This is a genomic window from Streptomyces sp. NPDC059874 (assembly GCF_042731135.1).
In the GTDB taxonomy this organism is placed as follows: Bacteria; Actinomycetota; Actinomycetes; order Streptomycetales; family Streptomycetaceae; genus Streptomyces.
The window spans coordinates 70576-91295 of the sequence record NZ_JBHWJY010000002.1 but is presented as its reverse complement, the minus strand read 5'-3'; the positions used below and the strand labels follow the sequence as shown (position 1 = coordinate 91295).

Below are 20720 nucleotides of genomic sequence, written 5' to 3'. Positions count from 1 at the left end.
GCCGAAAGCCGGGCGGGGACCGCTCCCCCCGGCGGTGTATTTGTCAGGTGCACCTCATTTCTCGGCTTTATCCGCCACTGGAAGGAACCAACGATGAAGTTGGCCCGCACGCTCGCGGCCGGCCTCACGGCCATGCTCGCGGCGCTGTTCGTGATGCCCTCCGGGGCCGCTGCCGCCGCCCTCCCGCAGTCCGGATCCACTCAGGCCGCCCTCACCGAGGTGCCCACCACCTCCAGGAGCTTCACCGGCGAGGGCTGGGGCCCCCTCAACATCGCCGAGCCCGCGGCGTACGACTCGGCCTACAGTCAGGCCGCGGCGGCGGGGTACCCGTCCCACCTGTGCAGGGTCACCCTGGGCCCGGAGCGCATCTTGATCTCAGATGGCTACTACCAGGTGCTGGTGAAGATCTCCTGCACCCCGCCGCCGCCCGAGGGATCCGGCCCGATCGTCGCCGTGCCCAACGGCAAGTGCGTGGACGTCAAGGACGGCAGCACGAAGGACGGGGCCCTGATCCAGCTGTACAAGTGCCACGGCGGCGCCAACCAGCTCTGGAAGCTCGAAGCCGACAAGACCGTCCGATCCATGGGGCGTTGTATGGACGTCCAGTACGCCAAGACCGAGAACGGCTCGGCCCTCGGCCTGAACAGCTGCCACGGCGCCGCCAACCAGCAGTTCGAGCTGCTGCCCGGCGGCAAGCTCCGCAGCGTCCACTCCGGCAAGTGCGTGGACGTGGTCAGCGCCTGGATCCTCACCCGCCTGGTCATCTGGGACTGCTCGGCGGACCGCCCCTACCAGCAGTGGCGCGGCGCGGCCCTCGGCCTCTGACCCCGTCGTCCCGCTGAGCACGGCCCCTGGCGACCCGCCAGGGGCCGTGCCGTCCGCGACGATGTGGCGCGCGGGGTCCGCGGGTCACGGCCGGTGCGGGTTGGACTCAGCGGGTGAAGTGGTCGGTCAGGACGGGGGCGAGGACCCTCGGGTCGACGTTGTGGTTCTGGCCCGGCAGGCACCGCAGTGTGTAGTTGGGCGCGTGGGAGCCCAGTTGCTTCGCTGCGTTGATCATGTACGCGTCTCCGCTGTCGCCGTGGGCGACGAGGACGGGCACGGTGACGGACTGCCAGCGGTCCCTGGGCAGCGGACGGCCCGACATGGTGTCGCGCATCAGTCGGGCGTCGTAGGGCAGGGTGTGGGCGGTGGCCTCCCAGGGGGCCCAGAACGGCATGTCGCGCATGCCCGGAACGGCATCCGCGGGCATGGCCAGGCCCGCGGTCAGGAAGTAGGTGAGGGCGCCCGTCGCATCACCGTGCGCCACGAGCTCCGTGATCCGCTCGACGTAGTCGCCCGGCAGCGGCGGACGGCTGTCGTCGACGATGAACGGCGGTTCGTACACGGCGAGTCGAGAAACGGCACTCCCACGGGCCACCGCCTCCAGCGCGAGCACCCCGCCGGAGGACATCCCGTACAGCAACACAGGGCCACCGCCTGCCTGTTCGATCACCGCGTCCAGGTCGTCGAGTTCCCGCTGGACCTCGAAAACGGCGTGGTCCCCGCTGTCGCCCCGGCCCCGGCGGTCATAGGTGATGACGGTGAACTCCCCGGCCAGCAGCGCGGCGAGCTCGGCGTGCCGGGCCCGGGTCATGAGTGTGCCTCCGACGAGGACGAGCAGGGGGCCCGTACCCTGCCGCTCGTAGGCGATCGGCGTGCCGTCGGACGAGAACGTGTATTCCATGCGAGATTCCCCCAACCGCGCAGGCATGTGCGCCGGATATGCGCTTTCGACCGGACTGTCATATCAACGATCATGAAGGCGGCGCAGAACCGTCCACACCTTGGCGCCGACGCCCGGGGCGGGTCCCCGGCCTGCTTCAGGCCGCCGCTTCTCCGTCGACGGGGACGTCCAGTCGTCCGGCCAGGGTGGTGAGGGTCGTCCCGAGGGGGAGCGCGACCCGGGTGACGGCATGCCGGTCGCCGCGCGTCGGGTCCCGGTTGACGATCAGTACGGGCTTCCCGGCCTGGGCCGCCTGGCGGACGAACCGCAGCCCGGACATCACTGTCAGTGAGGAGCCCAGGACCAGCAGCGAGGTCGCCCGCTCGACCAGTTCACGGCAGTGCTCGACCCGCCGCGGCGGAACGGCTTCGCCGAAGAACACCACGTCCGGTTTGAGGATGCCGTCACATACCGAGCAGGGCACCACGCGGAAGTCCCCGACCTGGTCGTCGGTGAGGTCGGCGTCACCGTCCGGGTTCAGCCCGGCGGCCACCGGTGCGAACCCCGCATTGGCCTCCGTGAGCCTCCGGGCGAGTTCACGGCGCGAGCTGAAGGCGCCGCAGGAAAGGCAGACGACGCGGGCCAGGCTTCCATGAAGCTCCACCACGCCGTCGCTGCCGGCGGTCTGGTGCAGGCCGTCGACGTTCTGCGTGATCACACCCGAGAGCAAGCCGTGCCGCGCGAACGCTGCCACGGCCCGGTGCCCGGCGTTGGGCCGGGCGCTGCCGAAGGTGCGCCAGCCGAGGTGACTGCGCGCCCAGTACCGGCGCCGGGCCTGAGCACTGGCGGTGAAGTCCTGGTAGGTCATCGGGGTGTGCCGACTCAGGCTGCCGCCCTTGCCCCGGTAATCGGGGATGCCCGACTCCGTGGACAGGCCCGCCCCGCTGAGCACCAGTACACCGCCGGCCCTCAGCGCATCGGCGACCGGCTCCGGATCCGTGCTGCCGGGCCGTAACTCCTCGGTGGGCGTCCAGCTCAGAGTGGGTCGCATGCGCATGCGACCAGCCTACGGAACCGGCGGGGCACCGGCACGGCACCGTCCGCGTCGACGGGACCCTCACGGGGCGAGGTCGACGCGCACGGTCTCCACCCAGGCCGGGGGCGCGGGCGGGTCATCCCCCACCAGCGCGGCGATCAGCCGGCAGGACGGTGTCTCGTCCGGCCACGGCGTGTACCCGTCGGTCAGCACGACCACGATGTTCGGCCGGTCGGGCAGGTCCAGCGCCGCGCTGATGCCGACCCGCATGTCCGTGCCCCCGCCGCCGGCCAGGGTCACCTCGCCGGCACTGCGCACCCGGGTCACCGCGTGCACGTCGGCGTCGCAGGCGAGCACGGCCACCCGGTTGCCGCCGACGCCCACCTCCCGCAGGACGCCGGTGACTTCGGCGAGCGCGGCCGCGAGGTCGTCGGGGCCCATCGACCCCGACGTGTCGATGACGATGGCCACCCGGGGCAGCGGCCTGCGCAGGCTGGGCAACACCACCCGGCCGCCGAGCGCGGGAGTGCGGCGCGAGGGGCGGCGGTACGTGTAGTCCACCGCGCCGGCGGCCCAGGCGGCGGCCTCGCGGACCGCTCCGGCCAGGGCTTGGCGCCAGTCGACGGAAGGCTCCAGCAGCTCCTCCGCCCACCGGGCCCAGCCCTCGGGGACCCGGCCCCGGGTGCGCTGCTGGGCCCGTACGGCCTGGGCGGTCTGCCGGCGCAGCGCATCCGCCTCCACCGGGCCGACCCGGGCGGGGCCACCGTCCTCGCCCAGCTCCCAGGGCGCGGGGGTGCCGTGCGCACCGGAACCGCAGTCCGGCCCGTGGGGCGTCGGGGGAATCGCCGGCAGGTAGGTCTCGAACAGCCCGCCCGTGGGCAGCCCGTAGAGCCTGGGCTCCATCCGCCCCTCGGGCAGCGCCAGCCCGTCGGCGAGCAGGTCGTCGTTGATCTCGCAGTCCTGGGCGATGTTGACCCGGACCGGATCACGCTGGTCGGCGGCGGGCAGGCGCTCGGCGCGGCCGTGGTGGTCGCGCAGCAGGTGCGCCACCTCGTGGATCCACACCCCGGCCAGTTCGACGACCGGGGTCGCCTCCACGAAGGCGGACGAGACGTAGCAGCGCCAATGCCGATCGACGCCCATGGTGCGCACCCCGTCCGAGGGGACCACGGTCAGGGCGTACAGCGCGGAAGCGAGGTACGGACGGGCCTCGGCCGCCTTGTAGCGGGCTGCCAGCAGCTTCGCGCGGTCCAGGTTCAGGTGCGGGCGCACGGCGACCCGGGCTCAGCCGCCGCCCGGCAGGGAGCCGGACAGCTGGAGCAGTTCCACGAAGGCGTCGATGCCGGCGGGCACCGGCCAGTCGAGGTCGCGCATCGCGGCGAGGTCGGCGGCGGCCCGGGCGGCGACGTCGGGCACGCCCGCGTCCACGGCCTTGGCCAGGACCGCCCAGCCCGCCTCCCAGCGCGGTCGGGTGAGCTCGCTCTGCACGGCGGCGACCACGGCGATGAGGAAGGCCAGCTGCCGGTCGCCGCGCTCGGGCAGGGCGAAGGCGTCCGGGTCGGCCAGCACCCGGTCCGGGTCGGGCAGGTCGAGGTGCTCGAGGTACGAGAGCAGTTCGATCCCGGCGGCTTCGCCCACGGCGCCGGTGAGCGCGGCGGCCAGCGCCTCCCGGCCCGTCGAGGCCGCGTACCCCGTGGCCAGCAGTCGCAGGGCCATCTCCCAGGTACGCGGGGAGGGCCAGCCGCGCCCGCGTCCGGCGGCCTCGGCCGGCATGTGGTGGACCAGGCCCGGCCGGGCGGTCAGGAAACCGGAGACGGCGCCGCGGGCCCGGGCGACCGACCCGGAGGCCTTGGCGGGATCGACGGCCGGAATCGCCACCTCGGGCCAGGTGCCGGCCATGCCGCGGGCCACGGTGCGCGGGTTGTGGGTCCAGTCGAGGTGGACGAAGCGGTTGGCGAGCGGCGGGCTGAGGTGCCAGCCGTCCGCGGCGCTGGCGGGCGGATTGGCCGCGGCGACGATCCGTACCGCCGGCGGGAGTTCGAGGCTGCCGACCCGGCGTTCCAGGACCACGCGCAGCAGGGCCGCCTGCACGGCCGGCGGGGCGGAGGACAGCTCGTCGAAGAACAGCAGGCCGTGGCCGGTGCGGGCGAGGCGCACCGCCCAGTCCGGCGGGGCCATGGGGACGCCGGTGGTCGCGGGGTCCTCGCCGACGATGGGCAGCCCGGCGAAGTCGGAGGGCTCGTGGACGCTCGCGATGACCGTCTCCAGCCGTACCCCGAGCGCGGCGGCGAGCTGCTCCATGCCGGCGGACTTGCCGATGCCGGGCTCACCCCACAGGAGGACGGGCTGGTTGGCCGTCACGGCCAGGGCCAACGCCTCCAGTTGGGGGTTGGTCGCGGGCTCGGTTCGGGTGGAGCTCAGCCGGGCGCCCAGGGCGTCGGCGGCGGCCAGGGCCCGGGCGGGCTGCGGCTGGGGCGCACTCATGCGTCGTCGTCCTCGTCCTCGTCGTCCTCGCGGTCCTCCATGTGCTCGTCGAACCAGTCGGCGCCGATGTCGGGGAACTCCTCGTCGACGCGGTCCCGCAGGAAGGTGAGGTCCGTGCGCTTGTAGCGGCGGATCTCCTGGGAGAGCGACAGTTCCATCTCGTCGATGACGTCGATCCGCGATCCGGCCGCCAGCAAGGCCCTGACGAGATCCGCCGAACCGCCCCAGTGCACCGCGGACAGCAACGGGGTGCGCTCCGCCTTGTCCCGTACCTCCAGGTCGAGTCCGGCCGCCAACAGCCGGGGCAGCAGCACGTCGTGGTCGAGCAGGTGGAGCGCGTGCAGCAGGCCGCGGCCCCGGGCGTCCCGGATCCGGGGGTCCACGCCCGCGTCCAGCAGCGCCACCACACCGGGGGTGTCGCCGTGCTGGACGCGCAGAAAGAACTCGTGCCGCTGGGCCTGGAGGGCACGCGGCAGCCGCCCCTCGCCCGTGGTCCACGTCTGCTGCACGGCGAAGCACCCCGACACCGCACCGCCGAACGCCCGCATGGCGCGCTCGCGTTGCTGCTCCTCGGGGGTGTGCGGCACGTCGAGTACGCCGCCTCGCGAGCGCACCTCGTGCCACCCGCCGCGGCAGCGCACCCGTACCGGCCCGCCCGTGTCGGGGCCGGGCGGGCCCGCGGCGGGTCCGGCGCCGGGGAACAGCGCGGCGGCCACCAGCGGGTGCAGCTCGCCCGGCGTGATCAGGCCGGTCCGCACCAGTTCGAGGTCGGGGAGCCGCTGCCAGGCATACCGGGGCAGGGGCGGGACGGCGAGCGCCTCGGCCTGTTCGATGATGCGCGCCCGGAGCCCGTCGGGACCGGCGTGTTCCAGCAGGAGGTACGAGCGCCAGTTGGCCGCGATCCGGTAGCGGTCGCCCGCTCCGGCGGCCACGAGCCGCGCCACCTCCGGCGCGAGCCGGGTGAGGTCGATCGGCATCCGTCCGAGGAAGGCTTTCGGGTCCACCGGGCGCTGGTACGGCTGTGCAGCGGGGACGGTCAGGTCGCACTCGATGCCCGCCGCCGCATAGGCCTCGACAACGTCCTCTCGGGCCCGCAGCCGGGCGATCCGCTCGGCGAGCCCGTCCGGGTCGGCGAAGCGCGCGCCCAGCTCGGACGCGCACCGGGAGTCCCAGAACGGCCGGACCGCGGTCCAGTCCTCCGAGGTGAAGCCGTGTCCCGTGTACAGGTTCCACTTCTTCGTGGCGACCGGCGCGCAGTGCAGGCGCAGCCGCTGCGAGCCCTCGGTCATGAGGGGCGTGGTCACCGACAGGGTCGGCCCGCCGGCACCCCCGTACGAGGCCAGCAGGATCCGCTCCGCGGGGGCGAGGGTGGTGCGGCCGCCCAGCAGCCGGGGCAGGTGCCAGCGCAGCAGGTCCGGGGCGAGGTGTCGCAGGTCCTCCGCCACGGCCTCGGCGACGGCGGTGCCGTAGCGGGCCTCGACCTCGGGCAGCTCGAAGCCGATGTCCACGGCGGCGGCCGCGCAGGCCGCCCGCCAGTCACCGGCCAGCCGGTGCGCGGTGGCCTGCTCGATCATCCAGCCGGGCACGGCGTAGCGGCGGATCCGCCGCCATGCCGGGCCGTCCTCCGGCCGGAAGCCGCCGAGCAGTTCGGCGTTCTCCACGCTCACCGGTACACGCTGCCGATGGCGCGCAGGTCCGGGTGGGCGGCCCGGGCGGGGCGGAGCCGTTCGGTGAAGGAGCGCTTCACGCGGCGGGGCAGGCCGGGGCCCAGGCCCACGTATTCCAGGGGGCTGTCGGCGGGCACCGCGGCGAGCAGGCTCTTCGCGCCGCGTCCGGTGAGGCCGGTGTGGCGCAGCTCCAGTCGCCGCAGGGGGCTGCCGGGGAGGGCGGCGGCCAGGGCGTACGCGCCTTCGTCGCCCGGGTCGTTGCCGGGGGCGCCGAGGCTGCGCTCGGACATGGTCCGGCCGAGGTCGAGGGCTTCGATGCCGCCGAGGGCCGCGGCCAGGGAGCGCGCGCCGGCGGCGCCGATGCCGTTGCCGCCGAGACCGAGGCGGACCGGGTGCGCCGAGGCGGCCGCGGCGGTGGCGAGGGCCGCGGCGCCCTCGTCGCCGAGGTGGTTGGCGGGGACGTACAGCTCGCGCACCCCGGCCTCCCGGATCAGGGCGGCGAGCAGCGGGGCGGCGTCGGGGCCGAGTCCGTTGCCCCCGAGGAAGAGCCGTTCCAGGGGCTGCTCGCGGGCCGGCAGGGCGTCGAGCAGGAGGCGTACGCCGTCGGCGCCGATCCCGGTGTTGACCAGGTCGAGGGTGCGCAGGGAGGTGTTGCGGCGCAGCAGCGCGGCCAGGGTGCGGGCGCCGTCCCCGAAGAGCGGGTTGCGCTTGAGCCAGAGGGCGCGGACGGTGGTGTCGTCGGCGAGGGCGCCGGCGAGGGCGCTCACCCCGTCGGGGCCGATCCGGTTGCAGCCGAGGTAGAGGGTGTGCAGCCCGTGGCCGGCGGTGAGGACCTCGGCCAGGGTGTGGGCGCCCGCGTCGCCGATGGCGTTGGTACCCAGGAGCAGGTGGGTGGCGTGCGCGGAGGCGGCCGCGGCCGGAAGCAGCCGGGCCGCGCCCGCCGGCCCGAGTCCCTGCTTGCAGAGGTCGACGCGTCCGTCGGCGCGCAGGGTGCCGAGGGGGAAGGTCTCGTCGGTGTCGACGGGCCGGTCCGCGGCGAGCCGGGCGAGCAGCGGGTCGAGGCCGGCCGGGTCGGCCGCCGGCAGGTCGGGGTGCTCGATCGCGGGGCACCGTACGGGTGTCGGCTGTGTCATCACCACTCCACCGGCTTCTCCGCCGGCGCCCGGCGTCCACCACGACTTGAGACGAGAACTGCAGAAGTAGACGCAAGACCGGTCGGATTCGAACCGACGTCCTCCAGCTCGATGCGTGGGCGCGACGACCTCTGCGCTACGGCCTTGCTGCCGGCGATCATACCCACCCGGCGGCCGGAAATCGATCACCAGTTTGGGGTGTGGATTCCCGACTGCCCTGATCGATCCATCCGTTGCCGTCCTGCACGGTTTTGCCCGGCCTCGGGGCGTTTCCAACTGGGTTGACCTGCACGGGATCTGGTCCCACCCGCAGGGGCGCTCTTGACCTCCGGTCGGCAGGAGCCCCGAGCGCGCTCCTGTCGTCGGCGCGCGGCCGTTCTCAATGCCCTTGCGCACGGCTGCTGTGCCGGATCATGTCCCGGTGGGGGTGTGAGGCATGGAGTTCGGGGTGGGGCTGCCGCGGTACGGGCGTCGGCCGGGCGTGCGGCGCTTCCCGCCGCAGTCGCGTCGGGAGAGGTGGAGGTCCCTGGGCTTGCTCTTCTTCGTCCGGTTCCTCGTCGCGCTGCCGGAAGACCCCATCGCGGCGTTCTCCGCCCTGTTCGAGCCGGCACGGAAGGCCTTGCGGCTCTTGGTGCGACTGTGGGCCGGGCCGGGCATGCGGGGAGGCTGGGACAGTGATGCGGGCCGACTCGTCCTGGCGGTGCATACGGCGTACTGGGTCAGGGATGCGCTGCGCGCGGAGGAGGCGGACTGCCTGCTCGTCGTGACCGACGGCAGGATCGCCGTGCGGGCCGCCTGGCAGGACGACTCGGAGGCGATCTCCTGCGCGCACGCGGGTGTGCGGGACACTCCGCGGCCGCGGCGGATGCGGCGGCGCGTGGACATCGTCTGTGCGGACGGCTCCTGGCTGACCGTCCGCGCGTGTCAGGCCGCCTCGGCCGACCGGATCCGCGCACTTCTGTCGGCCCGGGCGTAGGCGCGGCCGTCCGGCTGCGAAGATGGCTGTAGGCCTCACGTGCGCACGGCCGGGAGGTCGGGCGGGAGTGGGGTGGAGGGCGACATGGTCGAGGAGCTCTGGCAGGCGGGGGAGATGCCGTTCCGCGACGGGCTGTACCGTCCGGACGACACCGGCTTGGCACTGCATGTCGACGGTCCGGGGGCTTACCACCCGGATGCCGGGCAGCCGATTCCCTTCCGTATCGGAGAGCCGTTCGACGTGGCCCGGGCCATTGAGGAGTACGGCACAAACGAGGTGGACACCTATTTCGAGAGCCCGCTACCGGACGGATCCGGGTGGATGTCCGGCGGGGGCGGCGGGATGGGCAACATCGGCTACCTCGCCCGTCTCGACGCCGACAGCTCCTTGCGGTGGGTCGCTGCCATGTTCCACTCCAACCCGTTCGTCAGGGTGCGCTACGAAGGCACGAGTGCCGTCTTGACCAACGACTGGGGGAACCGGCTGATGCTTGACCTTGTGTGCCCTGCTCTTCGCTGACCCGCCCCTGCCCAGACCGGTGGATACTCCTCTCACTGTGCCGGGCGGCGGGAAACTCCTTTGGAGTGCCGCCCCTGCGCACATGAGAATCCGTCGTCATGGGAGCGGACATACACGGGTTCATCGAGTGTCGGGTCACGTACGGCACTCTCGACGAGGAGGATTCGAGCTACCGGACCGCCATCGACCTGGACATGCTTTACGGCGGAAGGAACTACGACGCCTTCGGCTGCCTATTCGGCGTCCGCAATTACGCCGGCTTCCGGCCGCTCGCCGAAGGGCGGGGGCTGCCGCCCGAGGTGACCGACGAGGTCCGGGACTACTACGAGGGCGCACCGGACCTCTATCACAGTGCGACCTGGATCGGGTGGGAGGAGCTGTCCGCCGTCGACTGGGACGAGCCCGCACTCACCCTCGGCGTCCGCGAGTACTGGTACAGCCCCGAGCGCGGCAGGTACCAGTCGGCGAGGACGCTCCAGAGCCTCGACGGCCACTCCGAGGGCGACGAGTGGATGCAGGAGGGCAAGATCATGCGGGCGTGCCGCATGACGCGCCGGGAGGCGGTGCGCGAGGACGGCGAGTGGGATCCGGTCTGGGCGGTCATGAAGGCCCTCGCCGACGTGCACGGTCCCGAATGCGTGCGGCTCGTCGTCTGGTTCGACAACTAGGCCGTATCAAACCCCTGCGTGCCGAACATGTGGGAGCGTCCCCCATCACCCCCGGTGGCCCGCCCGTGCGGTGGGTGTGTGGCGAGCCAGTGGCGTGCGATCTGTTCGCGCGTGGTGACCCATGCCCCGCCGCGCCGGGTGAGGTGTTTCAGGAAGCCGTCCAGCGCGCGAATGCGGCCGGGCCGGCCGATGATCCGGCTGTGCAGGCCGACGCTCATCATGCGCGGGCGGTCGGCGCCCTCGGCGTGGAGCGCGTCGAAGGTGTCGATGAGGTACGTGAGCATGTCATCGGCGGTCGTGAAGCCGTGGACGATCAGGAACTTGAAGTCGTTCGCGTCGAGGCTGTACGGCACCACGAGGTGCGGGCGGCCGTCTTCCTGAACGTAGTACGGAAGGTCGTCCGAATAGTCGTCGGAGTCGTAGAGGAATCCCCCCGCCTCGACCACGAGGCGCCGCGTGTTGGGGCTCGTACGGCCGGTGTACCAGCCGACGGGCCGGCGTCCGACGAGTCGCTCGATCGTCGCGACGGAGCGAGCGATGTCGGCGCGCTCGGCGTCCTCGGGCACGTGGCGGTAGTCGATCCAGCGCCAGCCGTGGCTCGCCACTTCCCAGCCGGCGTCGCCCATCGCCCGTGCCGCGTCCGGGTTGCGCTCGAGCGCCTGCCCCACGGCGTGGACGGTGAGCGGAGCACCGTGAGCCGTGAGCGTGCGATGGATGCGCCAGAACCCGGCCCGTGAGCCGTACGCGAACATCGACTCGACGTTCAGATCGCGCCCACCCACCACGGGCGGCGCGCCGACGAGCTCGTGAAGGTACGCCTCCGATGCCCGGTCGCCCTCGAGCACGTTCTGCTCGCCGCCCTCCTCGTAGTTGAGGACGAGGCTGACGGCCACCCGGGCGCCGCCGGGCCAGGCGGCACGCGGCGGCTCGGCGCCGTAACCGACGAGGTCACGCTGGTGCTCGGACACGGCCGCACCCTACCGCCGACAAGGTGCCGCGTCGGAAAGGCGGGGCCATGGCGCGTGCCGAGGCCGCACTCCTCGTCCCCCGGGGACCGCCCCTCAGGCGCCCGTACGGCCCCGCAAGCCGGCCAGGGTGTCCTCGAACCCGCGGGTCAGCGCAGCCAATCCGGCCTCGAAGGCCAGCTCGCGGAGGTCCGGCGGCGGGTTCAGCAGGGGTTCGAGCCCGGGCGGGGGCTCCGCGCCCGGCGGCAGTACGTCGTCCGGGGCGGCGAGGTCGAGGGCGGAGCCGATGAGGTAGTACTCGACGCAGCGCACGATCGGGAGCAGGCGCTCCTCCGGCCAGCCGGCTTCCCGTAGCACGGCGAACGCCTCCGCATAGGCCTGGAGGGCCGCGACGGAGCGCACCGGCCGGCCGACGAGCAGGGGTACGACGCGGGGGTGGGCGGCGAAGGCCGCTCGGTAGGAGCGCGCCCAGCTGTCCAGGGCGGCCGTCCAGGGGCGGATCCCGGGGGCGAGTTCCATCTCGGCGACGATGAGGTCCCGTATCCCGTCGATGATCTCGGCGCGGCCGGAGACGTGGTTGTACAGCGCCGGGCCCTTGACGCCCAGCCGGGCCGCGATCCGGGTGGTCGACAGGGCGTCGGCTCCCTCCTCGTCGACCAGCGCGAGCGCGGTCCGCATGATGGCCTCGCGCGTGACCAGCTGCCGCGATGGCCTGCCCATCCGTCGTCCCTTTCCTGTCCGTGCCCGCCACCCTCCGGCCCGTACCTCGCTTGGCCGGGACCAATCGGTGCTTCCCTGTGGGGCCTTGGCGGCGCCCGGAGCCTACGGTACTGTCCGCGCCATAAAATTACAGGCTCTAATTAGAGGGAGCGGGCGATGGAGTACGCCGAGTACCGCAGCCACGACGCCGTCGGGCTGGCTCAGCTGGTCGCCGCGGGCGAGGTCTCACCGTCCGAACTGCTCGAGGTCGCGATAGAGCGGGCCGAGGCCGTCAACGGCCGGCTGAACGCGATCGTCCGGCCGATGCACGAACTCGCCCGCGAGCGGGCGAAGGAGCCGCCGGCCGGGCCGTTCGCGGGAGTGCCGTTCCTGATCAAGGACCTGATGCAGGATTACGCAGGACTGCCGACCGGCAGCGGCAACCGGGCGCTGCGGCACCGTGCCGTCGAAGAGCACAGCGCCGTGGTGAGCCGGTGGCTGGACGCCGGGCTGGTCGTCTTCGGCAAGACCAACACGCCCGAGTTCGGCTCCAAGGGCATCACCGAACCCGAGGTGGACGGTCCGACGCGCAACCCCTGGGACCTGACCCGGACGCCCGGGGGATCCTCCGGAGGATCGGCGGCCGCCGTCGCGGCCGGCATCGTGCCGGTCGCGGGCGCCAACGACGGCGGTGGATCGATCCGCATCCCGGCCGCCTGCTGCGGGCTGTTCGGCCTCAAGCCCGGGCGCGGGGTGGTCCCGGCGGGCCCCAACGCCGCCGAGCACCTGGAGGGCGCCGCCACCGACGGTGTCCTCTCGCGCAGCGTGCGCGACTCGGCCGCGATGCTGGACGTGCTCACCGCGCAGGACGACCCGGGCGGCCCCTACCTGCACGCCCGCCCGAGCCTCCCCTACGCCGAACTCGCCCGCAGGGCACCGGAGCGGCTCCGCATCGGCTTCTCCACCCGCTCACCCGTCGACACGGACGTCCACCCCGACGCCGTCGCCGCCGTCGAGGACGCCGTCCGCCTGCTGGCCCACCTCGGCCACGACGTCGAGCCCGCCGAGCCCGACATCGACCAGCGCCGGCTCACCTTCGACTTCCTGGCCATGTGGTGCACCCAGGTGGCCTACACCGTGGACGAGATCCGCAAGCTGCCCGGTGTGAGCCCGGCCGACTTCGAGCTCGACACCCACCTGCTGGCAGCCGCCGGCCGGGCCCTCAAGGCGCCGGACTACTACGCCGCCCACCAGCGCTGGAACACGTACAGCCGTCAGCTCGCGTCCTTCCACAGCCGTTACGACCTCATGCTCACCCCGACGATCGCCCGGCCCGCCGTACGGATCGGTGAACTGGACACCCCCCGCCCGGTGCAGGCCGTGGCTCGCGTCCTCATGCGGCTCGGGCTGCTGGGCGCGCTGGCCGGAACGAAGGCATGGGAACAGGCGGTGATCGCGAACCTCGCCGCCACCCCCTACACCCAACTCGCCAACATCACGGGCCGCCCGGCGATGAGCGTCCCCACGTACCGCACCTCCGACGGCCTGCCCCTGGGCGTCCAGTTCGTCGGCCCGCTCGGCAGCGAGGCCACCCTCCTCGCCCTCGCGACCCAGATCGAGACCGAACGCCCTTGGGCCCACTTCGAACCCCCCGTCTGAGGACCCCACCACGACGGCCACCCGCACCGCCTCCAGGCAGGCGGCCGCGGCGTCCATGCGGCGTCTATGTCGACGCGTATGCGGCCTGGATGACGGCGAACGCGCGGTCGTCGACGCCGGACTTCCACAGGTTCGGGACGTAGGCGACGCTCATCCGGGTATCGAGGTCCGCAAGGACGAAGGAGCCTCCGTTGCCTCCCCAGTACGCGAGGCGGTGGCCCCGGACGGCGGGTCCGAACATGCCCGTGGAGAGGTCGTTGTTGAGGCAGTAGCCGTTGCCCCAGGTGAAGGGAAGGGACATCGCCACGTCCATGCCGGTGAAGGGCTTGTCCAGCACCCGCCGACAGCCGTCCTCCGACAGCAGCCGTACCCCGTTGACCTCGCCGCCGCAGGCCATGACGGACTGGATGAGCGCTCCCGCGCGGGCGTTGCCGTGCCCGTTGGCGCCCCCGACCTCGGCGCGGCGCCACCACGTGTTGTGGGTGATGTCGGGAGTGACGTACGGGTAGCGGGTGATCCTGATGCCGACGGGCGACACGCGCTCTGTCGGTGCCGACTCGTTGAGTGCGGGGACGGGGGTGCCCGGCGTCAGCAGCGAGACGCGGTCGTCGCACTCGGGGCCGGTGCCGATGTGGAAGTCGGCGTCGGGGCCCAGCGGGGCGCACACCTCCCGGGCGAGGAACCGGCCCAGGGTAAGGCCGGTGACGCGCTGGGTGAGCGCGTTGACCATGTGACCGGTGGTGAAGCAGTGGTAGGCGAGTACGGTGCCGGGGGCCCACCACGGTGCCTGGCGGGCCAGCAGGTCCGTCGACTTCTCCAGGTCGCACATGTCCTGCGGCGTGATCTCCTCGGTCCAGGCGGGCAGGCCGGAGGTGTGCTGGAGCACGTGCCTGACCGTGACGCCGTCCTTGCCGTTCTGGGCGAACGCCGGCCAGTAGCGGGCGACCGGGGCATCGAGATCGAGCAGGCCGCGGTCGATGAGGACGAGAGCGCACAGCCCCGTCATCGTCTTGGTGAACGAGTAGACGTTCGTAATGGTGTCGCGTTCCCATGGCCGGGTGCGGTGGGCGTCGGCGTAGCCGCCCCAGATGTCCACCACCGGCTTGCCGTCGACGAAGACGGCGACCGAAGCGCCGAGGTCGTTTCCGCTGTCGAGGGAGGCCGCGAGGACGTCGCGGACCGCGCCGAACCGTTCACTGTAGGTGCCGTGGATCTCAGCCATCGGGGGAAGGGCCTTCCTGATCAGTGGATTCGAAGGACGGCGCGGCGCGTTCGGGGGACGAGGCTCACCGAGGTGGACGCCGGCTGCGGGGGCGCACCCCCGCTACCTCGGCGAGTGGCCACGAGCAACCGCTGCGTCCTGTCCGTCGCCATGACGAGCGTGCGGCGCCGGCCCGCTACGCCGTCGATTGCCCGATGACCACTCTCGCCTACGCCCCGGCCGCTTGGCCGGAGCCGCGCGCGGGCATGAAAGGGAAGCCCCGTGGGGTGCGACGCGGTCGAGGCCAGGCGGGCCGTCGAGCAGTCCGGCAGGCCGCCGCGGACGCCTGGCACAGCATGGCCCCGGCCCTAACTCCCCTCGGCCCACCCGCCCGGCCAGGAGGTGTCAGCGGTCGCCCGATCCTCCGGGCGGACCCTGGCCCTGGGAGTCCGGCTTCCAGCCCTTGACGAGGAGCCCGAGCGGCACCTCGTCAAGGAACCGCCCATCACCCACGCCGACGAGCGCGGCACACCCTCGCGGACGAAGCCTTCGCGTTCGGCTGAGCGGAGCATCGCTGCGTGTCCGACAGCGTTACCGCGGTGCCGACCAGCGAATGATCAACTGACTGAGTTCGGGAGCCGACAGGCCGGTCATGAGGCGACGCAATGCAGTGGCGTGCTGATGAACCCGCTTGATGGTCGACCGCCGGGTCGGAGCAGAGCCGGGAACGTCCTGAGCGGGCCCACATCCGGCAGCAACATAGAGCTCGTCCAGCCAAGCCCTCCGTCCCCTGATGCCATCAGGTCCGACGGCGGCCACCCCCGTCGCGACCTGGGGCTCGCGGCCGTCGAACAGCCACACGTCCACGTCCAGCCCGGGACCGCGGAAGAGCAGGCCGTGCTCCGTCCGCTCCGGACCCGCGAAACCCGCCTCTTCGAGCAGAAACGAGAACGCTGCTTCGACCTCGGACCGGAACTCGTCCGGCAGATCCAACTCGCTGCCCATCACCCGATCATCCGCCCACCCCACCACCGACGGAAGGCCTCAACCCGGTGCTCGCCGTGGTTCGTGTTCGGGGTGTAGCGGCTGGGTCAGCGGAACTGCCGCCGGTGGGTGGGTAGTCGTCACCATACGGCGGCCCCGCGAGCGCACCTTCGATGCGGGTGCGGGTGATGGGGGCATTTGTTGGGCAGGGCCCGGGGGGTGTCAAGAGATTCTTGACACGGCGGCCATGTCAAGGTTTCCTTGACGCATGCCGATCTTGAACTCGAAGGTGTCCCACGAGGACGCCTCCTCCTCCGCCAAATCCCTCGCCGCCATGCTCCCGTTGATCGCGGTCCTGCCCGCGCTGACCTCGATGTTCGCCGACCGGTTCAGCACGGCCGGCTGGGTGGTGCTGGTCGTGGTGGAGCTCTCGCTCATCGCCGCCACGGGCGCACTGGCCGCTCGCGCCGCTGCTGCCCGTACGGCCGCGGGGCGGGCGGGTCGCGACGCGGAGGTGCTCGACTCGCTGGAGCCCCTCGCGGGCGAACGGCGATGAGCGGCGAGCCGCTGCTCGGCCCGCAGGAAACCGTCCGCATCCGGGAGGGAATCGCGGCCGCCGTCCTCGGCGCCCGCGAGGGACTGGCCGCATCGCTGGAGCACGATGCCGACGGGTACTTGCGACTCGTGGATGCCTCACGGGTCGGTGCCGAGGAGGCGAGCCGGCTGCTGCGCGAGGCCGTCCAGGGCGCCAGGGCGGCCGGGCACAGCTGGGACACCGTCGGCCGCGTCCTCGGAGTGAGCCGCCAGGCCGCCCAGCAGCGCTTCGCGGGCAAGGCCGAGGACATCGTGGCCTCCGAACCGCCCGCGGGGGGAGCGGACGCCGCCGAGCGCCGCGTCCTCAGCCCGTTGTCCGCCTTCAACGAGATGGCCGCTCTGGCGGAGGCCGGGCGCGAGGGCTGGCACCTGGTCGGGTACGGCGCGCTGTTCCACGAGGTGGAGGCGTCCGACCGCCCGTGGGAGCACTGCCGGGTGACGCTAGCCTCCGGCGGCCGGCACCGGCGGATGGAGGCGGAGGGCTGGATCCCCGTCGGTGCGGGCTGGTTCCCCTGGCGGTACTACAAGCGGCCGCTCGGGGCGGCTGAGGATCGCTGACCGGTGCGACCTGTGCAACCGTGGGTGCCCATCACCACTGCCCCATGACGCCAAGGAGCCACCCTGCGCGGCGTATCTGGCCGGCTCAAGGGATGATGACGACCTTGCCGCGTGTCCGGCCGGCTTGGCTGAGGCGGTGGACATCCGCGAGGTCGGCCAGGGGACGTGACTCGCTGATGTCGACGCTGAGCGTGGCGGCGTCGACGAGTTCCACGAGCGCTGCAAGATGGGCGACATCGTTGTGGGCGACCATGTGCATCGCGCTCACCCCGGCGTCGACAGACGGCTCGATCGGGGTTGCGATCGACACGATCCTCCCGCCCGGCCGCACCACAGCTGCCAGAGCCGCGGCGTCCGGCGGGCTGAGCGGGACCAGATTGAGCAGAGTGTCCACCGGCCGCCCGTCGAGCGCGGCGCTCACCGGCCCGGCGGTGTAGTCGATCACTTGGTCGGCCCCCTGCCGCAGGACCGCCTCGGTGCTCCGAGGGCCGGCCGTGGCGATCACCTCCGCCCCCGCGTGCTTGGCAAGCTGCGTGGCGAAGCCTCCGACGCCGCCGCCCGCGCCGTTGACCAGTACCCGCTGACCGGCGGCTACCTTCCCGTGTTCGAAGACCGCCTGCCAGGCCGTCAGGCCGGCCACGGGAAGGGCCGCGGCGTTCACGAGAGGGATGGACGCCGGCGCCGCGACCAGCACGGCGGCGGGCGCGCGGACGTACTCGGCAGCCGCACCCCCGCTGTCGAGCCGCCCGATGACCCGGTCGCCGATGGCGAAGCCCTCCGTCCCCGAGCCGATCTCGGTCACGGTTCCTGCGACGTCCCAGCCGAGCGTGTAGGGCAGGTTCACGGGGAAGAACGCCCGCAGCATTCCGGCGCGCAGAGCGGCCTCGGTGGGATTGAACGAGGTCGCCGCGACACGGACGAGTACTTCACCGAAGGCGGGTCGTGGACGCGGAACGCCCTCGTAGCGGATCACGGAGGTGTCGCCGTACTCGTGGATGCGCGCGGTCTTCATCATCGTCATGCCGCGAATCTACGACCGCACATGGAGACGATCCATGCGCCGGAGTGCCCAGTTCATGCGCGTGCGTCTCGCACCCGTACCCTCGGCACATGGATGTACTCAGCGACGTAGTCGCGGTGACGCGGACCGGCCTGCCCCGGTCGGCGCATGTGCGGTGGCATGCCCCGTGGGGACAGGAGTTCGCCTCCGTCCCCGGGTCGGCGGGCTTCCAGGTGATCCTGCAGGGCTCCTGCCGGCTCCTGCCTCCGAACGCGGAGCCCATCCAACTGGACGCGGGCGACGTGGTGTTCCTTCCCCACGGCAGCGGGCACACCCTGGCCGACAGTCCCGAAACCCTGGTGACGGCCCCTGCCTGCGCCCCCGACGACCGTGAGCCGTACGATGCCTACGCCTCGGACAGCGTCGACCGGAGCGGAGGCGGCGGTCCGGTCACCGTAGTGCTCTGCGGGGCCTACCGGCTCGACCCGTCCCGCACGCACCCGCTGCTGCTGACCCTCCCGGATCTGATCCACTTGCCGGCACGGTCGGGCGACCATCCCGAATTGCGCTCAGCCGTGGCACTCCTGGCCGCCGAATTGGAGACACCGCGCCTGGGCACGGACGCGGCCGTCCCGGCGCTCCTGGACACACTCCTGCTCTACATCCTGCGCATCTGGTTCAAAGAACAGCCCGCCCGAGGGGACACCACGGGATGGGCAGCCGCACTGAACGACCCGCCCGTCACCGCCGCCCTCCATGCCATTCACCGAGACCCGGCAGCACCGTGGACGGGGGCGAAACTCGCTGCGGAAGCCGGGCTGTCCCGGGCACGGTTCGCCAGACGCTTCGCCATGCTGATCGGCCAACCGCCCCTCGGCTACCTGACGTGGTGGCGGATGACCACGGCAGCGCGCCTGCTGCGGACATCGGAGGCACCGTTGAGATCGATCGCCCACCAAGTGGGCTACACATCCGAGTTCGCCTTCGCCAATGCGTTCAAACGCACGTACGGGACACCACCCGGCACGTACCGGCGGAAGAGCCGTGACGCTCTCGGGGCACGCGTGGAAGGATGAGCGCATGTGGTTACGACTGCCGTTCGGGGACGGGTTACGGTCCGAGCTGGGATCGCCCAGGCGCTCGCGCAGACTGGGCAGCAGCCCCCGCTCGCGCGTCTGGCGCGTCGAGTTGTCGGAGACAACGGCGGTGGTGAAGCAGATCGTCGACGGTCCTGACGCCGACGGGAGATTCGGCCGTGAGGTGGCCGCCCTGCGGCTCGCCGCCCGAGCTGAAATCCCCGTGGTACCCGCGTTGCTGGCGACCGACCCCGGCGAGCGGGTCTTGGTACTGGAGCACCTGGACCACCGACGCCCGGCCGGCGACTGGATCGTCGGCTATGCGGCCGCGTTGGCACGGCTGCACGCCACCGCGCGCCCGGAGGACCTCGGGGTGCTTCCCCGTTGGCAGGGACCGAACCAGGCCGATGTCGAGTCCTTCCTGGGGCTGGCCGGGGCCCTGGAGGTCCCCGTCACCTCTCGTGCGGCCGGCGAACTCGATGACCTCGTGAACCGGCTCGACCAGGCATCTGGGCATGCCCTGCTCCACGGGGATCCCTGCCCCGGCAATGATCTCCACACTGCCACGGGGATCAGATTCATCGACTTTGAGCAAGCGTCACTGGGCAGCGGCTTGATGGAACTCGCTTACCTGCGCATCGGATTTCCGACCTGCTGGTGTGTCACTTCGGCATCGGAGCCGCTGCTGCAACGGGCGGAGAGCGCATACCGCCAGGAGTGGCGCACCGCGACCGGCTCCGATGCCGGAGAAGGGCTCACCGACGCGTGCGCCGGCTGGCTGCTCCGCGGCGACGCGTTGGTTCAGCGGGCACATCGCGAAAGCACCGACCACCTCGCCAGGATTCCGCACGGGGACTGGAAGTGGGGCACCGCGTCCGCCCGCCAACGGCTCGTCCACCGGTTGGGAGTCGTTGGCCAGATGACGGCCGACCACACCTCTCTCAGCGGCGTGAGCAGGCTCAGCACCGCGATGCGCCAACGGATGCTCGCGCTCTGGCCCAGGGTTCAGCCCGTCCCGGCAAAGCGCCCATAGGGGTCGCCCGGCACCCCGAGGACGGGTGACGTGGACTCAGCCGAGGCGGGCCAGCAAGTGGGCGTCGAGGAAGCCCCGCTCGGAGGCCGGATCGTGGAGCAGCCGGGCGAACGTGACGAGCCCCGCCCCGGCCAGCACATCGGCGAACCGGTCCACCGGCCAGCTATAGGCGGGTGCCACCTTGTGGTCGAAGCGGACCGGCTCAGGTCCGTCGGTCGCGAAGAACGAGACCAGGAGCAGGCCCCCCGGTGCCAGGACACGCACCTGCTCGTCGAGCAGCGCGGGCAGTTCCCCGGGCGGGGTGTGGATCATCGAGTAGTGGGCCAGCACGCCGCCGAGCGTGCCGTCCTCGACCGGCAGGGCCTCCATCCGCGCCTCGTCGAACCGCAGCGCCGGATGGGCCCGCCGGGCATGGTCGACCATGCCCGGGGAAAGGTCGAGCCCGAAAGCCTCCAGCCCCAACTCGTGCAGCATGGACGTCAGATGTCCCGGCCCGCATCCGACGTCGGCTGCCCGCAGGTTCCCCGTCTCACGCACCAGCTCGGCGAAGGTGCCGATCATGTTCCGCGAGAACGGATGCGTCTCCAACCGATTGGAGAACATCGATGCGTACAGCTCGACGACCCCGTCGTAGGCCGCCCTGGTTGTGTCCTGGTGCTCCACCACGGGAAAGAAACTAACATCGGACCGCTGGTCCGGCGGTGGGGGATGGGGAGCTCCCTGACCTGCCAGGGCGGCAAGCGGCGGCCCGGCCGCCTCCGTT

21 protein-coding genes and 1 pseudogene are annotated in these 20720 nt (G+C 72.3%); 9 read left to right on the top strand and 13 right to left on the bottom strand.

The window, feature by feature from the left end; translation table 11 throughout:
- Positions 1 to 93 precede the first annotated feature (93 nt).
- Positions 94 to 825, top strand: a complete 732-nt coding sequence (locus ACFV9H_RS01610) for a ricin-type beta-trefoil lectin domain protein (protein WP_385391753.1) — start codon at positions 94 to 96, stop codon at positions 823 to 825.
- Between the two features lie 106 nt (positions 826 to 931).
- On the opposite strand, the gene ACFV9H_RS01605 is transcribed toward ACFV9H_RS01610, so the two are convergent.
- The 7 genes and pseudogenes from ACFV9H_RS01605 to ACFV9H_RS01575 form a co-directional block, all read right to left on the bottom strand.
- On the bottom strand, positions 932 to 1726 hold the full coding sequence (locus tag ACFV9H_RS01605) for an alpha/beta fold hydrolase (protein WP_385391751.1): 795 nt from the start codon (positions 1724 to 1726) through the stop codon (positions 932 to 934).
- 136 nt (positions 1727 to 1862) lie between these two features.
- Positions 1863 to 2762 (bottom strand): NAD-dependent protein deacetylase, encoded by a 900-nt coding sequence (locus tag ACFV9H_RS01600; RefSeq protein ID WP_385391748.1) that lies wholly within the window; start codon positions 2760 to 2762, stop codon positions 1863 to 1865.
- Between the two features lie 60 nt (positions 2763 to 2822).
- Positions 2823 to 4013, bottom strand: a complete 1191-nt coding sequence (locus ACFV9H_RS01595) for a VWA-like domain-containing protein (RefSeq protein ID WP_385391746.1) — start codon at positions 4011 to 4013, stop codon at positions 2823 to 2825.
- 12 nt (positions 4014 to 4025) lie between these two features.
- Positions 4026 to 5225, bottom strand: a complete 1200-nt coding sequence (locus ACFV9H_RS01590) for an AAA family ATPase (protein WP_385391743.1) — start codon at positions 5223 to 5225, stop codon at positions 4026 to 4028.
- Positions 5222 to 6892, bottom strand: a complete 1671-nt coding sequence (locus ACFV9H_RS01585) for an ankyrin repeat domain-containing protein (RefSeq protein ID WP_385391740.1) — start codon at positions 6890 to 6892, stop codon at positions 5222 to 5224. The genes ACFV9H_RS01590 and ACFV9H_RS01585 overlap by 4 nt, the downstream gene beginning before the upstream one ends.
- A complete protein-coding gene (locus tag ACFV9H_RS01580; protein WP_385391737.1) occupies positions 6889 to 8025 on the bottom strand; it encodes a gala protein in 1137 nt (378 codons plus the stop codon). Before ACFV9H_RS01580 ends, ACFV9H_RS01585 begins: the two co-directional genes overlap by 4 nt.
- A gap of 73 nt (positions 8026 to 8098) precedes the next feature.
- Positions 8099 to 8171 (bottom strand): annotated as a pseudogene (locus tag ACFV9H_RS01575).
- A gap of 386 nt (positions 8172 to 8557) precedes the next feature.
- Here ACFV9H_RS01575 and ACFV9H_RS01570 point away from each other — a divergent pair.
- From ACFV9H_RS01570 to ACFV9H_RS01560, 3 genes are all read left to right on the top strand, one after another.
- On the top strand, positions 8558 to 9001 hold the full coding sequence (locus tag ACFV9H_RS01570; RefSeq protein ID WP_385391734.1) for a hypothetical protein: 444 nt from the start codon (positions 8558 to 8560) through the stop codon (positions 8999 to 9001).
- 84 nt (positions 9002 to 9085) lie between these two features.
- On the top strand, positions 9086 to 9520 hold the full coding sequence (locus ACFV9H_RS01565) for a hypothetical protein (RefSeq protein ID WP_385391731.1): 435 nt from the start codon (positions 9086 to 9088) through the stop codon (positions 9518 to 9520).
- A 98-nt stretch (positions 9521 to 9618) separates the two neighbouring features.
- Positions 9619 to 10188, top strand: a complete 570-nt coding sequence (locus ACFV9H_RS01560) for a hypothetical protein (protein ID WP_385391729.1) — start codon at positions 9619 to 9621, stop codon at positions 10186 to 10188.
- Here the strand turns inward: ACFV9H_RS01560 and puuE are convergent.
- Together puuE and ACFV9H_RS01550 are read right to left on the bottom strand one after the other, a co-directional pair.
- The gene (puuE, locus tag ACFV9H_RS01555; RefSeq protein ID WP_385391727.1) at positions 10185 to 11156 is read right to left on the bottom strand and encodes an allantoinase PuuE; all 972 of its coding nucleotides are present in this window, start codon (positions 11154 to 11156) and stop codon (positions 10185 to 10187) included. The genes ACFV9H_RS01560 and puuE overlap by 4 nt on opposite strands.
- Before the next feature lie 93 nt (positions 11157 to 11249).
- Positions 11250 to 11873: a TetR/AcrR family transcriptional regulator gene (locus ACFV9H_RS01550; protein ID WP_385391725.1), complete on the bottom strand. Its 624-nt coding sequence runs from the start codon at positions 11871 to 11873 to the stop codon at positions 11250 to 11252.
- A gap of 156 nt (positions 11874 to 12029) precedes the next feature.
- Between ACFV9H_RS01550 and ACFV9H_RS01545 the strand changes: the two genes are divergently transcribed.
- Entirely contained in the window at positions 12030 to 13511 is a 1482-nt protein-coding gene (locus ACFV9H_RS01545) for an amidase (protein WP_385391722.1), read from the top strand.
- Positions 13512 to 13575: 64 nt separating this feature from the next.
- On the opposite strand, the gene ACFV9H_RS01540 is transcribed toward ACFV9H_RS01545, so the two are convergent.
- Positions 13576 to 14733 carry a serine hydrolase domain-containing protein gene (locus ACFV9H_RS01540; protein ID WP_385391719.1) on the bottom strand — a complete coding sequence of 386 codons (1158 nt, stop codon included), beginning with the start codon at positions 14731 to 14733 and terminating at the stop codon, positions 13576 to 13578.
- Positions 14734 to 15303: 570 nt separating this feature from the next.
- Entirely contained in the window at positions 15304 to 15717 is a 414-nt protein-coding gene (locus ACFV9H_RS01535) for a hypothetical protein (RefSeq protein WP_385391716.1), read from the bottom strand.
- Positions 15718 to 15964: 247 nt separating this feature from the next.
- On the opposite strand from ACFV9H_RS01535, the gene ACFV9H_RS01530 reads away from it, so the two are divergent.
- On the top strand, positions 15965 to 16252 hold the full coding sequence (locus tag ACFV9H_RS01530; RefSeq protein ID WP_385391713.1) for a hypothetical protein: 288 nt from the start codon (positions 15965 to 15967) through the stop codon (positions 16250 to 16252).
- Positions 16249 to 16848, top strand: coding sequence for a hypothetical protein (locus tag ACFV9H_RS01525; protein WP_385391710.1), 600 nt, complete (start codon positions 16249 to 16251; stop codon positions 16846 to 16848). The genes ACFV9H_RS01530 and ACFV9H_RS01525 overlap by 4 nt, the downstream gene beginning before the upstream one ends.
- 85 nt (positions 16849 to 16933) lie before the next feature.
- On the opposite strand, the gene ACFV9H_RS01520 is transcribed toward ACFV9H_RS01525, so the two are convergent.
- A complete protein-coding gene (locus tag ACFV9H_RS01520) occupies positions 16934 to 17869 on the bottom strand; it encodes an NADP-dependent oxidoreductase (protein ID WP_385391708.1) in 936 nt (311 codons plus the stop codon).
- Between the two features lie 89 nt (positions 17870 to 17958).
- On the opposite strand from ACFV9H_RS01520, the gene ACFV9H_RS01515 reads away from it, so the two are divergent.
- Positions 17959 to 18924, top strand: a complete 966-nt coding sequence (locus ACFV9H_RS01515) for an AraC family transcriptional regulator (protein ID WP_385391705.1) — start codon at positions 17959 to 17961, stop codon at positions 18922 to 18924.
- 4 nt (positions 18925 to 18928) lie between these two features.
- Positions 18929 to 19957: a phosphotransferase gene (locus ACFV9H_RS01510; protein ID WP_385391702.1), complete on the top strand. Its 1029-nt coding sequence runs from the start codon at positions 18929 to 18931 to the stop codon at positions 19955 to 19957.
- Between the two features lie 36 nt (positions 19958 to 19993).
- Here the strand turns inward: ACFV9H_RS01510 and ACFV9H_RS01505 are convergent, their stop codons facing one another.
- Positions 19994 to 20623: a class I SAM-dependent methyltransferase gene (locus ACFV9H_RS01505; protein ID WP_385391699.1), complete on the bottom strand. Its 630-nt coding sequence runs from the start codon at positions 20621 to 20623 to the stop codon at positions 19994 to 19996.
- Positions 20624 to 20720 lie beyond the last annotated feature (97 nt).